The organism is Leisingera sp. (assembly GCF_034669605.1).
GTDB lineage: Bacteria > Pseudomonadota > Alphaproteobacteria > Rhodobacterales > Rhodobacteraceae > Leisingera.
This window is the reverse complement of record NZ_JAXMOX010000135.1, coordinates 1-12892: the sequence shown is the minus strand read 5'-3', so window position 1 is coordinate 12892 and position 12892 is coordinate 1. Positions and strand designations below refer to the sequence as shown.

General features: G+C 61.9%; 19 protein-coding genes. 18 read left to right on the top strand and 1 reads right to left on the bottom strand.

Annotation, left to right across the window (positions count from 1 at the left end):
• The 18 genes from VOI29_RS16155 to VOI29_RS16070 form a co-directional block, all read left to right on the top strand.
• On the top strand, positions 1–2103 hold a 2103-nt coding region (locus tag VOI29_RS16155), incomplete at its 5' end, for a heavy metal translocating P-type ATPase (RefSeq protein ID WP_323780811.1).
• Positions 2100–2822, top strand: coding sequence for a cytochrome c biogenesis CcdA family protein (locus tag VOI29_RS16150; RefSeq protein WP_323780808.1), 723 nt, complete (start codon positions 2100–2102; stop codon positions 2820–2822). The genes VOI29_RS16155 and VOI29_RS16150, both read left to right, overlap by 4 nt.
• A 254-nt stretch (positions 2823–3076) precedes the next feature.
• Positions 3077–3394, top strand: coding sequence for a hypothetical protein (locus VOI29_RS16145; RefSeq protein ID WP_323780806.1), 318 nt, complete (start codon positions 3077–3079; stop codon positions 3392–3394).
• 140 nt (positions 3395–3534) lie between these two features.
• Positions 3535–4980: a multicopper oxidase family protein gene (locus tag VOI29_RS16140; RefSeq protein ID WP_323780803.1), complete on the top strand. Its 1446-nt coding sequence runs from the start codon at positions 3535–3537 to the stop codon at positions 4978–4980.
• A gap of 10 nt (positions 4981–4990) precedes the next feature.
• The gene (locus VOI29_RS16135; RefSeq protein ID WP_323780800.1) at positions 4991–5983 is read left to right on the top strand and encodes a hypothetical protein; all 993 of its coding nucleotides are present in this window, start codon (positions 4991–4993) and stop codon (positions 5981–5983) included.
• 2 nt (positions 5984–5985) lie between these two features.
• Complete coding sequence (locus tag VOI29_RS16130) at positions 5986–6471, top strand: DUF411 domain-containing protein (protein ID WP_141889213.1); 486 nt, start codon at positions 5986–5988, stop codon at positions 6469–6471.
• Positions 6464–6607, top strand: a complete 144-nt coding sequence (locus VOI29_RS16125; RefSeq protein WP_323780797.1) for a hypothetical protein — start codon at positions 6464–6466, stop codon at positions 6605–6607. The genes VOI29_RS16130 and VOI29_RS16125 overlap by 8 nt, the downstream gene beginning before the upstream one ends.
• On the top strand, positions 6604–6780 hold the full coding sequence (locus tag VOI29_RS16120) for a hypothetical protein (protein WP_323780794.1): 177 nt from the start codon (positions 6604–6606) through the stop codon (positions 6778–6780). Before VOI29_RS16125 ends, VOI29_RS16120 begins: the two co-directional genes overlap by 4 nt.
• A 2-nt stretch (positions 6781–6782) precedes the next feature.
• Positions 6783–7253 carry a cytochrome c gene (locus tag VOI29_RS16115; protein ID WP_323780792.1) on the top strand — a complete coding sequence of 157 codons (471 nt, stop codon included), beginning with the start codon at positions 6783–6785 and terminating at the stop codon, positions 7251–7253.
• A gap of 41 nt (positions 7254–7294) precedes the next feature.
• Positions 7295–7822, top strand: a complete 528-nt coding sequence (locus tag VOI29_RS16110; protein WP_323780789.1) for a DsbE family thiol:disulfide interchange protein — start codon at positions 7295–7297, stop codon at positions 7820–7822.
• Positions 7819–8340, top strand: a complete 522-nt coding sequence (locus VOI29_RS16105) for a TlpA disulfide reductase family protein (RefSeq protein ID WP_323780786.1) — start codon at positions 7819–7821, stop codon at positions 8338–8340. Before VOI29_RS16110 ends, VOI29_RS16105 begins: the two co-directional genes overlap by 4 nt.
• A 3-nt stretch (positions 8341–8343) precedes the next feature.
• The gene (locus VOI29_RS16100; protein ID WP_323780783.1) at positions 8344–8643 is read left to right on the top strand and encodes a hypothetical protein; all 300 of its coding nucleotides are present in this window, start codon (positions 8344–8346) and stop codon (positions 8641–8643) included.
• 2 nt (positions 8644–8645) lie between these two features.
• Positions 8646–8900, top strand: a complete 255-nt coding sequence (locus VOI29_RS16095; RefSeq protein WP_323780780.1) for a hypothetical protein — start codon at positions 8646–8648, stop codon at positions 8898–8900.
• 60 nt (positions 8901–8960) lie between these two features.
• A complete protein-coding gene (locus VOI29_RS16090) occupies positions 8961–9719 on the top strand; it encodes a DsbA family protein (RefSeq protein WP_323780777.1) in 759 nt (252 codons plus the stop codon).
• Between the two features lies 1 nt (position 9720).
• Positions 9721–10365 (top strand): SCO family protein, encoded by a 645-nt coding sequence (locus VOI29_RS16085; RefSeq protein WP_323780774.1) that lies wholly within the window; start codon positions 9721–9723, stop codon positions 10363–10365.
• Complete coding sequence (locus VOI29_RS16080; protein ID WP_323780771.1) at positions 10362–10802, top strand: copper chaperone PCu(A)C; 441 nt, start codon at positions 10362–10364, stop codon at positions 10800–10802. Before VOI29_RS16085 ends, VOI29_RS16080 begins: the two co-directional genes overlap by 4 nt.
• Complete coding sequence (locus tag VOI29_RS16075) at positions 10799–11401, top strand: cytochrome-c oxidase (protein WP_323780769.1); 603 nt, start codon at positions 10799–10801, stop codon at positions 11399–11401. The genes VOI29_RS16080 and VOI29_RS16075 overlap by 4 nt, the downstream gene beginning before the upstream one ends.
• A 15-nt stretch (positions 11402–11416) precedes the next feature.
• Positions 11417–12145, top strand: coding sequence for a cytochrome c biogenesis CcdA family protein (locus VOI29_RS16070; protein WP_323780766.1), 729 nt, complete (start codon positions 11417–11419; stop codon positions 12143–12145).
• A gap of 449 nt (positions 12146–12594) precedes the next feature.
• On the opposite strand, the gene VOI29_RS16065 is transcribed toward VOI29_RS16070, so the two are convergent.
• The coding region (locus VOI29_RS16065; RefSeq protein ID WP_323780762.1) for a hypothetical protein at positions 12595–12892 on the bottom strand (298 nt) is incomplete at its 5' end.

Genomic DNA, 12892 nt, shown 5'->3' with positions numbered 1-12892 from the left:
GTTCTGTTTGCGGCTATGATGGCGATGTGGCTGGGTTGGTGGCAAATGCGCGACTGGCATGTCTGGACTGCTTGGGCGATTGCTACCTTCGTTTTCCTCTGGAACGGGCGGCGCATTACCCGCATGGCCTGGGGCGCGGCGAAACGCGGGATTACGAACCAGCATGTGCTTCTGTCGGTGGGGGCCATCGGCGCCTACATCGGCGGACTTCTTGGCGCGCCGATGCCGTGGTTCGACTGGTACGGATTCGTCGGCTTTCCGGCGGTCGATTTCTTCGGTGTCGTGGTTTTTCTGACTGCATATCACCTGCTGTCGGGATGGGTATCACTGATCGTTCGTACCAAGGCATCGGAAAGTGTGCGGCGGCTTTTGTCCATGCAGCCGCAGGTGGCGAACGTGATCCGGGACGGGACCGAGCGGGAAGTTTCCATCGAAGAAGTTATGGTCGGCGATCATGTGCGAGTGCGGCCCGGCGAGCGCGTGCCCGTCGACGGGCGGGTTTTGTCGGGTGAAAGTGCGGTGGACGAGGCAATTGTCACCGGCGAGTCGGTGCCCGTGGAAAAAGTGGCGGGGATGGAGGTGATCGGCGGCTCGATCAACCAGACCGGCGCGCTTCTGGTTGAGACCACTCGCATCGGCGAGGATAGTTTCCTGCATCAGGTCGCCCGTCACGTAGAGGAAGCCAAGGCCATGAAACCCGGTATCGTGGTGCTGGTGGACAGGGTGCTGAAGCGCTATGTTCCTGCCGTTCTGGCCATTTCCCTTGCAGCGCTTTTGTTTTGGGGGCTTGCACCCGATACTTGGAGCCGCGAACCGCATTGGGTGCGTGCCACCTACGCCGCGGTCACCGTGCTGGTCATGGGCTACCCCTGTGCGCTTGGCATGGCGACGCCTCTGGCCCTGATCCGGGGCGGCGGCATTGCCGCCACGCGGGGTATCCTGATCCGTTCGGGTGAAGCCTTCCAGATTCTCAAGGACATCACCCATGTGGTGCTCGACAAGACCGGCACGCTGACCGAAGGCAAACCGCGTCTGGTCGATGTCATTCCTCTGAACGGCTTTAAACGGGACCGTGTCCTGGCCCTTGCCGCCGCCGCCGAGGAGCAGTCAGAACATCCATTGGCGAAAGCGATTGTTTCGAGCGCTCAGGAGGAAGGCGCAACCTGGACGAAGGCGCAGGATTTCCGTTCAGTGACGGGCGGCGGGGTATCCGCCAGCGTCGAGGGTTTACCGGTGCTGATCGGCACGGCCCGGCATCTGCGCGGCCAAGGCATCGATACCGAAGCCGCGAGGCATGTGCTGCAGGAGCAGGAAGCCCGCGCCCATACCGCAGTGCTGCTGGCAGTGAACGGTGAGCCCGCCGCCGTATTGGCACTTGCCGACACGCTGAAACCGGATGCAGCAGAGGCCATCGCGGCCTTGCATGAAGGGGGCATAGAAACCCTGCTTGTGACCGGCGACAACCGGCGAACGGCTGAAGCCATCGCCGGACAAGCGGGAATAGTCGAGGTGCGCGCGGAGGTTCTTCCCCAGGACAAGGCCGGGTTCGTGCGCGAACTGCAAGCGAGTGGCGCCCGCATCGCCATGGTGGGAGACGGCATCAACGACGCTCCGGCGTTGACCCAGGCCGACGTGGGCATCGCTATTGGTGCGGGCACCGACATTGCCATCGAATCCTCCGACGTGGTGCTCACCGGCGGGCGCGTTGGCGCCGTCGGCGAGGCGGTGCGCATTGGCGCCATCAGCTACCGAAAAACCGTGCAGAACCTTTGGCTTGCCTTCTTCTTCAACGGGCTCGGCGTTCCGTTGGCGACAACCGGGCTGGTGCATCCCTCCTGGGCGATGATCGCCATGGCATTGTCGGTCTCAGCGGTGCTTGCCAATTCCTTTGGAGGGCGGCTCTTTGACAAACGGTCGGCGCCCGTTCACGCCCCATCAAGAAAGGCTGACACCATGCAAAAGACTGCCACGCTTTCTGTGCCAAGCATCCATTGCCAGGGATGCGTCGATACCATTGCCGCCGGGCTGAGGCTCACCCCCGATATGCTACCCGAGGCCATCCGCCGGCTCGGGCATAAGGTGGCCGGAAAGGCCATCCCATGACAGACGTCGAATCCCTGTTGCAAAACATCGGCGACCTCACCCCTACCAGTGTGGCACTCGTCGCCCTGGCTGGGCTGATCATCGGAGTTGCACCAAGTTCGTTCCCCCTGATAGCGGTGGCCGGTGGCTTGGGCGCCCGCGATGGGACCGCCGCAACCAGCGTTTCCCGTCTGCGCGGGTTCTGCCTGGCGGCGGGGTTCGGGCTCGGGATTACTACGGTTGATGCAGTACTGGGTGGGCTGTTCGGCTATGCCGGGTTTGCGGTGCTGCGGGTTCTTAACAGCGCCATGGCCTGGGTTTATGGCCTGCTCACGGTCATCCTGGTTTTGACCGCTCTGACGCTATGGCGCGTGATCCATTTGAAAATCCCCGTCCTGCGCCCTTCCGCGCGAACCGCGCAAAGTTTCGGCAGGGCCTTTGTCTTGGGATTACCCTTCGGGCTGTCCACATGCCCAGCCTGCACACCGTTGCTGCTACCTGTGGTCGTGGCGGCCACTTCCTCGGCAGATCCCATCAAGGGTGCGGTGCTGATGGGGAGCTTCGGTCTGGCCCGGAGTATTCCCCTCGTTGCCGCTGGAGTTGCGGCATCCAGCTTGGCGCATTGGCCTGGTGCCAGCCCGGTCATGCGCTGGACCGAACGGATTGGGGGCGGGCTGCTGATGGCCGCAGCCGCTTGGTTTGCCTGGCAGACAGCTATCTATGCCGGATGGGTTGGTTAGGGCTGACGCAAACCGGACATAGCAACTTTCGCGCCATGATTATTTCGATTTGCACAGCACGGTTTACCGGGCACTAAAACCGGTGCGGCCGAATGTAGAGACAGTGGCCGAGTAGCGCAGAAGAATATTCCGCAAGAGCCTGTCGTGACGCGGACTGCCGCTGTCGACTTTGCCGCACGCCAGTGTGAATCGACATTACCAATCATTTGTCATATCCGGGTAATATGCAGAAGTTTGCGCATATCCTTGCCATCATGTTTCTCGCCCTGTTTGCGGCGGGCAGCGTCGTGCATGCGGTCAGCGCGAATTCAATGGCACTGGATATGGCTGTGGCAGCGGGGGACACAGATGTCATGCCCGATTGCCAAGGATGCGAGGCTGACGAAGCAGGCACCAGCAACGCCGGCTCTTGTGACCTCGACTGCACAACGCCAGGCATTGCGATGCTTGATACCGCTCCCGGGCCGCTATTTGCAGTGTTTGCTGCGCGCGAAAATCGCCTGCCCGGTATGAGCCTGCCGTCGGGGCGGCGCGGGGCGCCGGACCCATTTCCTCCAAGATCTCTCATCTGAGGTGACGTAGCGATCGCGCTTTGGCGTGATCGCAGACGCGCACCGTTCATGCCGGTCCCTATTTCGGGGCGCCGGAGCCGCATCATGGTCAAGCCAAGCAGGCTTGGCCGTTCCAGACGGTGATCAGATGAGATTGAAACATGAAACCTCTCCCCCACTCCGCGCTGTCGCGCCGGTCTTTCCTTGCCGCGAGTGCTGCTGCGGGTGCCGCTCTCCCCTTCCGGGGCGCCCTGGCTGACAACCCCAACTCTTTCGTGTTGCGCGCCGCCCAGGAGCGCGCGCGCCTTGTTCCCGAGTCGTGGGGCGAGACCGATATCTGGTGCTATGGCGGCACTGTTCCCGGCCCGGATATCCGCATCCGGCAAGGGGAACGCCTGCGTATCGAGGTCGAGAACGCACTGAATGAAGAAACCACCGTTCATTGGCACGGGGTACGTGTTCCCAATGCCATGGACGGCGTTCCGCATCTGACGCAACAGCCGATAGCCCCGGGCGGGCGGTTTACCTATGAATTCGATGCGATGGATGCTGGAACCTTCTGGTACCACCCGCATCAGCGCAGTTTCGAGCAGGTGGGCCGGGGCCTTTACGGAGCCCTGATCATAGAGGAGGCGGAGCCGCCAAGGGTCGACCGCGACCTGGTATGGGTTCTGGACGACTGGCGGCTGACCGAAGAAGCCGAGATCGCCGGCGGCTTCGGCGGTTTCCACGACAAGAGCCATGCCGGGAGGCTCGGCAATACCCTCACCATCAACGGCCGGGTTCCTGATCAGGTGGCCGTGCGCGGTGGCGAACGTATCCGCCTGCGCCTGATCAACGCGGCCAATGCCCGGATTTTCGCGCTGGATTTCGGCGCGCTCACGCCGCAGGTGATCGCGCTCGACGGCCAGCCGGTCGCGCCGCATGCACCTGGCGGCCGCGGATGGGTTCTGATCGGCCCGGCGATGCGGGTGGATCTAATCCTCGACATGACCGGCGCGCCGGGTGAGCGGGTCACGGTTTCCGACCGGTTCCATACCGGGAACAACTTTCAACTGGTCGATCTGACCTATGCGGATGAACCACTCCGCGACGCTTCACCGGATTGGCCGGTGCAGCTTTCTCCCAATCCGCTCCCCGAACCTGACCTGAACAGCGCCCGCCGCCACGAAGTGACCTTCACCGGCGGAATGATGGGCGGGATGGCGATGCGTGAGATGGGGATTACCAGCGAAGGCCGCATGATTGGCAACGACATGATGGGGATGATGCATGGCGAGGACATCTGGTTCGTGAACGGCACCGCCGCCAGGGGCCACATCCTCGACCCGTTGCTGGTGCTGGAGCGGAACCGGAGCCACGTCGTCGCGATGACCAACGCCACCGCGTTCCATCATCCGATCCACCTGCACGGACATTCCTTTCGGCTGCTGAGCCGGAACGGGCAGCCCACCGCGCACCGCGAATGGCAGGACACGGTTCTGATGGCCCCACGCGAGCAGGTCGAGATCGCCTTCGTCGCCGACAATCCCGGCGACTGGATGTTCCACTGCCACATCCTTGAACATCAGGCGGGTGGAATGATGGGGGTGATCCGTGTTGCATAAGGAGACGGGAATGGAACGATCTGGTGCCTTCAAAAATCCCTCGGGCGCGACTGGCGGCGGAAACCCGGGGCACACCCACCGGCGGATGTTCCTCGCCATGACAGGCAGCACTTTCATTGCTGCCATTGCTGCGTTTCTTCCAGGGCGCAGTGCGCAGGCCACTGGTTATGCGGCTTCGGCGGTCACTTTCAGCGGCCAATCGGTGATCGTGGCAGGGGACGGCGTCCGATCCGTTGATGTTTCAACGGGGACAGCTGCCGATCTGACGGCAACCGAGCGACCAATTCGAGCGCTTGCCAATCACCCCGACCGCCCGGACCGGCTCTTTGCTGCACCGGCGGGTGGAGGCGTCGAACGGTCGAATGACGGCGGGCGCTTATGGCACTCTGCAGTCAATGGGCTGCCGGATGCGCAGGTCACTGCACTCGCCGTCGCGGCGGCAGCACCCGACACGGTCTACGCTGCTGTTTCGGGCGATGGACTGTGGCGCAGCGAAGACGCAGGCAGGACCTGGAGCTTCGTCATGGACCGTCCCTGGATCGAGGAGGCCGAACGGGACGTGCTGGCGCTCACCTCCGTCAATCTCGCCTCAGGCATGGGCGGCATATGGCTCTATGCGGGAACCGAAAAGGGTGTAACCCGTGTGCCGGACTGTTTCTGCCGCTGGCAGGATGTGGTGGCGGGCGATGCGATGGATACACTTGCCGCCGGGACCGCACCGCCACAGGAGGCACCCCTGCCCGAGGGCGAGCCGGTTCTGGCACTTGTCTCGGCTTATCCCGCGCCGGATCGGCTTTACGCGGCCCTGCCTTCTGGACTCTGGGCCTCCACAGATGGCGGCGTGATCTGGGAACGCAAGTCGAACCTGCAGGCGCGGGCTCTTGCCATCGATCCCGCTGACCCTGGCCATATCGCCGCTGCGACCGATACCGCACTGAAGCAAAGCCGCGACGGGGGAGCCAATTGGGCGCTCCTTGCGGCACTTGGAGAACAGGATAGCTGACTATGAAAAAGATACTTGCATTGACCTTGGGTGTAGCTGGCGCCGGTGTTGCCACCGCCGCCTACCTCTTCGCTGATCGCGGCACCCCGTCACCCTTTATTGCTTCCGCTGCCGCACAGGGCGCGGAGCCCGTCACAATCTGGCGCGCGCCCGGCTGCGGCTGTTGCGATGCCTACGCCGAATACCTTCGGAACAACGGCTTCGAAGTCGAGGTGATTGATGACCGGGATTTCGAAGAGCGCTCCGTCGAAGCTGGGGTCCCCGATCGCGGTATCGGCTGCCACATCGCAATGATCGGCGGTTATGCCGTAAGCGGGCTGGTGCCTTCCGAGATCATCGAGCGCCTTCTGGAAGAACGCCCGGATGTTACCGGCATCACCTTGCCAGGCATGCCCGCAAACGCGCCCGGCATGGCGCCGGAGAAGACTGGCACGCTGCGTGTTTACTCCTTCGGGCCGGATGGTGTGGCGGTCTATTCCGATGAGTGAAGCTGCCGCGCTTCTCACTGAAACATTCGGTACGGCGGCGGCGATCTTGGTCATGACGCTCGTGCCACTGGCGGGATTTGCCGCGCTCGTCGCGGGCATCGTGTTCCTTTGCAGATTTTTCAGGAGAGCAAAATGAACGGACAGGTTGGCGGGCCCGGCACGGGCTCCATAGGCGATTGCATGGGCCAAATGATGGGTGGACCGATGATGGGTATGATGCTGGGAAGCGGCTTGATTGTGCTTCTCCTGATCGCGGTTCTGGTGCTCGCAGCGCTTGCGCTAATCAAGTACCTGCGGGCGCCGTCATGAGGATGCGTTTGCTGACAATTGCGGGGGTGGCGATGTCAGTCCTGGCCATCGCGGTTGGAGCGGAGACACGGCGGGCCGAACCGGAACCGGTCGCCTTTCTCGGGCAGATCATCGCGCCAGAGCAGATCGCGCGCGGCGAAGCGCTTTATGCTGAAACCTGCGCGTCTTGCCATGGCGCCGATCTTGAGGGGGCGCCGGACTGGCGCCGCCGCAATGCCGACGGCCGCATGCCGGCGCCACCGCATGACGAGACCGGCCACACCTGGCACCATTCGGACCGGGACCTGTTCAATATTACTCGGCTTGGCGTCGGCGGAGTTGTTCCGGGCTACGAAAGCGACATGCCCGCCTATCGGGACGTTCTGAGCGACGCCGAGATTTTCGCAGTTCTCGCCTTTATCAAGAGCACCTGGCCCGAACGTCAGCGCGCGGCCCAGGCCCGGATCACCGAGACCGAGGGGGATGGGTCATGAGTTCAGATACGAACCGCCGGACACGGCGCTATTCCCAGATAATGCTGCTGCCGCTGGTTATGTTTGCCGGGCTTGGCGGGTTTTTCTTTTGGGGGCTCTTTAACAATGACGACCGTCTGCCCTCGGCCCTTATCGGGCAGCCGGTGCCGAAATTCACGCTGCCGCCAATCGAAGGCCGGGAGGACGGGCTCTCTTCGGCCGACCTGATGGGGCACGTTTCCCTTGTCAATGTCTGGGCGTCCTGGTGCGTGCCCTGCCGGGCCGAAAACCCGCTGATGGTGGAGCTCGCCGACACAGGCGAAGTGCCAATCTATGGCATCAACTACAAGGACGCCGCCGACGAGGCACAGGCATTTCTGGACGAGCTGGGCAATCCGTTCACCCGCATCGGCGCAGATCGAGATGGGCGCGTGGCGATCGACTGGGGCGTATACGGCGTGCCCGAAACCTATGTGATCGATGCCGAGGGCCGGATCGCGCACAAGCATGTCGGACCGTTTAACCGGCAAATCCTGGATACAGAAATCCTGCCGCTGGTGCGCAGGTTGCAAGAGGAGGGCGCGCAATGAGACGGCGGCATTTTCTGACGGGCGCGATGGCGCTGGCGGCCGGGCCTGCCTTCGCACGGCCATTGATACAACTCCATGATAAACCGCGTCCGATGCTATCGCCGCCCTTCGTGGATGGCGAGGGGCGCGACCTGACGCTCGATGATTTCCACGGCAAGGTCGTGCTGTTGAATATCTGGGCGACCTGGTGCTTGCCCTGCCGCGAGGAGATGCCAACGCTTGACGCGCTCCAGGCGCGCCTTGGCGGTGATGATTTCCACGTTCTGCCATTGTCCATAGACCGCGCTGGAATGCCGGTGATCCGTCAGTTCTATGAAGACATCGGGATCGGGCATCTGGGAATGTACCTGGCCGAGGATATCCGCGCGATGATGGCATTTGCCGCCTACGGTCTGCCGACGACAATCCTGATCGACCGCGAGGGGCGTGAGCTTGGCCGACTGGTTGGCCCTGCCGAATGGGACAGCCCGGACGCGGTCGCACAATTTCAAACTATCATCGCGACAGGGGGAAACTGACCAATGACCGAAACACCCGACCTGGCAAACCCGACCCGGCCTGCAGGCTTTCGCTTGCCGCTTGGCCGCCGGGGGCTGGTGATCGCGGCTATGGCTATCATCGGCGCCGGAACGGCTCTGAACTGGGGCTGGCTGACCGCGATCGGGGCGCCCCCCCTGATCCTCAGCCTCGCCCCCTGCGCCGTGATGTGCGCCACCGGATACTGCGTCATGTGCAAAAGCAAGGGCTGTGATGCCCAAAAGACGCCGACAAGTGAACCGGTGGATACGAAGGACGGAATTTCAACCAGGGAAAGGAACTGAAGATGAAAACCGCAACCAAACTAGGTCTTTCGGCCGCATTCGCAATGGCCCTGACTTCCCCTGTTGCATTTGCGCAAGGCGACGAGACGCCGGGGCAAATGATGCAGGGCAATGGCATGATGATGGACGAAGGCAATATGTACGGCATGATGGGCATGATGCAGCAGATGGGACCTATGATGGAGGCTTGCACCGAGATGATGCAGGCCATGACGGACCACCTGGGGCAGCACGATCACTCTACCGACGAGGGGTGAGAGAACTGGACCGGGGGGTTCCCATCCCCCGGTCCAGCAACAGATGCGAAAGGAATTGGCATGACTGAGATTGGAGCGCGCGTTCTTGGCGCCACAGTGGCCTTGTTGATCTGCATGGGCCCGGTCGTCGCGCAGCAATCGACACCGTTCAGCGACGTGCAGCAGGACGCGATCCGGGCTCTGATCCTGGACACTATCAGAGAAAACCCCGAGGTCATCATCGACTCGATCATGGCCTACCAGGACCAGGTTGCGGCCGAGACTGAGAACAAGCGGCGCGCGGCGATTGCGGATCTTCGAAATGATCTGCAGTCCGATCAGAACGCCGAAAGCCTCGGCAACCCCGATGGCGGCACCGTCATTGTCGAGTTCTTTGACTACAACTGCCCGTATTGCCGGCGGGCTGCGCCGGAGGTGAATGCCCTTATTGACGAGGATCCCGATTTGCGGGTTGTCATGCGAGAGTTTCCGATCCTCGGGTCGGATTCCGAGACCGCTGCCCGTGCGTCTCTCGCAGCGCGGGCTCAGGGAAAATACGCTGAGTTTCATGATGCTCTGATGGCACAACCTCGGGCCAACGCAGCCACGATCCGCCGTACCGCAAATGAGGTAGGATTAGATTTCGAACGGCTTCAAGCCGATATGCACGCGCCTGAAGTCGATGAACATATCGCCCGGTCGCGCGAACTTGCGCAGCAGCTCGGAATTTCCGGCACGCCGACCTTCATTATCGGCGGCAACATTGTGCCCGGGCTTGCGAAACAAGACCAGCTCGCAGCCATGATCGCCGAAGCGCGGGACCTATCTGGAGGACCTTAAGATGCAGAGAACGAGCCTTTACAAGGTCCGGCTAGCCATCTGGGGCTTTGCTGCCGTGGCTGTGCTCACCTTCGCAGGAGCTTTTTTCTGGCGAATGTTACATCCGCCTGAACTGCCCGCCCCTGTTGTCACTGGTGAGGCCGCGATCCGCAATGCCTATTCCCTGACCGACCACACCGGGCAGGCCGTGACGGCGGAAAGCTATGCCGGGCGCTGGCAGCTTGTCTTCTTCGGCTTCACCTACTGCCCCGACATCTGCCCGACGACGCTGGCTTATCTGGCTAGTGTTATGGACACTCTCGGTCCGCAGGCGGAGCGCGTGGTGCCGATCTTCATTACTGTCGATCCAGCGCGAGACACGGCAGAGGTGATGGCTGAATATGTTTCCGCCTTCCATCCGCGAATGGTCGGACTGACCGGCACCGAAGCACAGGTGGCCGAGGCGGCCGACAATTTTCGCGTCTGGTATGAGCGGTCCGAAGACGAGGCCGCGCCCGACGGCTATCTCATGGCCCATCCCGGCCACATCTACCTGATGCGCCCCGATGGACGTTTCGAAGATGTATTCATTGAGAGCGACCAGTCGGCCGGAGACCTGGCGGAACACATCTCAAGCCTGATTGAAAACGAGGAACGATCTGGATGAAACATTTCTTAGGTGCGGCATTCATTGCCGCTCTGCCAACGTTGTCCATAGCTGAGGTGACAGTCACCTCCCCCTGGGCGCGCGCAACGATCATCGCGAACCGTCCCGGCGCCGGCTACCTGAGCCTGACCAGCGATACGGGCGACCGCCTGCTGTCGGTGTCGAGCCCGGTTGCGGGCATGGTGATGATCCACGCGGTCGAAACAGACGGAAACGGTGTCTCTCGCATGGTGCATCTCGACGCGCTCGACCTGCCCGAGGGCGAAACCGTGACGCTTGCGCCCGGTGACATGCATCTGATGCTGATGCAGCTCACACAGAAGCTCGAAGAGGGCACGAGCTTTCCGCTGACCCTGACTTTCGAAACCGCGGGTGAGATCGCGGTCGAGGTGAGGGTTCTGGGCATTGTCGCCACCGGTCCGGAGAGCGCGGAATGAAACGCATGGTTGTTGCCCTCGCGCTGCTAGCTGGGACTGCCATGGAGGCCTCCGCCCATCACCCCGGCGAGAGGATCGACGAGGTGATGGCCGAGCGGGAGCCGGCATTCGAACCGACCGACCTGAGCCGGACACCGCAATTGGCGCTGACAGATGCCAGCGGCGCGGCTGTCCAGATACACGATATGAAAGACAAGATCGTGGTACTCAGCTTCATCCCAAGGACCTGTGGCGCCCCCTGTGCGGCGCAGCAGGCCCTCCTGAGAGAAGTTCAGGAGTCGGTGAATGTCACGCCAATGCGCGAGATGGTTGTCTTTCTGACTGCTGGCACCGCACCTGATCCGGGCTGGGACGACGCGAACTGGAGCCGTGTCGCCGTGGAAAACGGAACGGCACCCGCCGCCTCATTCTCTGCCCTGTCTGAGCGTGAAAGCGAGGCGCCCATGGTCCACATCATCGCACGGGGCGGGCGTCATGCGGGCATTTTCCATGGAGTAGAGTTCGGCCGGGTCAACCTTGTTCTCTATATCAATGAGTTGACCCGCGCGCCCTTGACAGAGCCGGGACTTCTGGATCGTGTCCTTGGAATTTTCAACTGAAATTGGAGATAGCGCATGGCTGATCTTTCACTTCTGGGGATGATCGCGGCCCTTCTGGCCGGAGCGATCTCCTTCGTATCGCCCTGTGTGCTGCCATTGGTGCCGGGCTATGTCTCCTATATTGCAGGGCGGACCACTTCTGGCGATGCCGAGGCCGGCCGGGCTCAGACCCTTTGGCTCAGCCTCTGCTTCGTGCTCGGATTCTCAACAATTTTCATGGCACTCGGGGCTTCGGCAACGGCCCTGGGTCAGGCACTGTTACGGTGGCGGTATGAACTCAACCTCATCGGTGGCGGCATCGTGATCCTGTTCGGGTTGTTCATGATCGGCGCGGCGCGGATCGGCGCCATGGAGCGGGATCTTCGGTTCCAAATTGACATCCCCGGCGGCAGGCCGACCGCGTCCTATGTTCTGGGGCTCGCGTTCGGTTTCGGCTGGACTCCTTGCATCGGCCCTATTCTCGGCGCGATCCTCACTGCCAGCGCGGCGAGCGCAACGGTTGGGCAAGGTGTCACCCTGCTGGCAGTTTATTCGGCCGGCCTCGGCGTGCCGTTCCTGATTGTTGCCGGGTTCACCGATCGGCTTGTTGGCCGTTTGCGAGGTGCCAGACGGTTCGGGCGCCGCCTGCATCAGGCCGCCGGTGCGGTGATGGTTGTGATGGGACTGGCGATGATGACCGGGCAGCTCACCGCGCTGTCCTACTGGCTGCTCGGTGTCTTTCCGGTCCTCGGGCGGATCGGGTAACTGCCAAATGCTTGTCAAACGCTGATAATTGATCCGGGGATCAAACCTGTCTGTTCCACCGCTACGAGTACAAGACCGGCATCACAGGTGCATTCTATTTGCACGAGCCGACAGTCAGCCAACCAGTCAATCCTCGCGGTTGGATCCAGCGCATGAACGTTCCGGGCGAGTTGGCCGTAGTCCGTCTCGCCCGTATAGAATGGGACATCAATGATCAGCTTTCGGTTCATTGCCAAACACAATGCGGTGTTCCGGCGCTGGAGGGTCAAGACTTATCCGGTACGGCACAAGAGCTGCGCCACGTCCATAACGAAGATCTGCGTGTCAATCGGCATGATACCGGGACGTGGCATAGGCATTCAACAATGGCCCTGAATCAATACTGACACATCTACGACGTCCCTCAGATCAGAACACTTTAACGAGCCGTGCCCTTAACAGGTCGATGTTCACCCTGCTATCGAAGCCGTCGCGTGGCGCGATGGGGCAAAGCCGGACATATGAGCAGCTTGGGTCAATGGCAGGTTTGTCTGCGCGACCTGTGAGTTCGACTTCTGATCCTCGCTGCAGTTTACTTGAATGACCGTTCCTACCGCTGCACAGCGGCGCCAAATTTCTCGCGCACGCGGCATTTCTGAAGCTGCGAGCACACGCAGCGAAAAATACAAAGGAACAGGTTGGGCTCCGACCGGGCGTTCGCCGCGCCAGGCGTGAATGACGGCAGGCAGCCCATGTTGCCAATTGCGC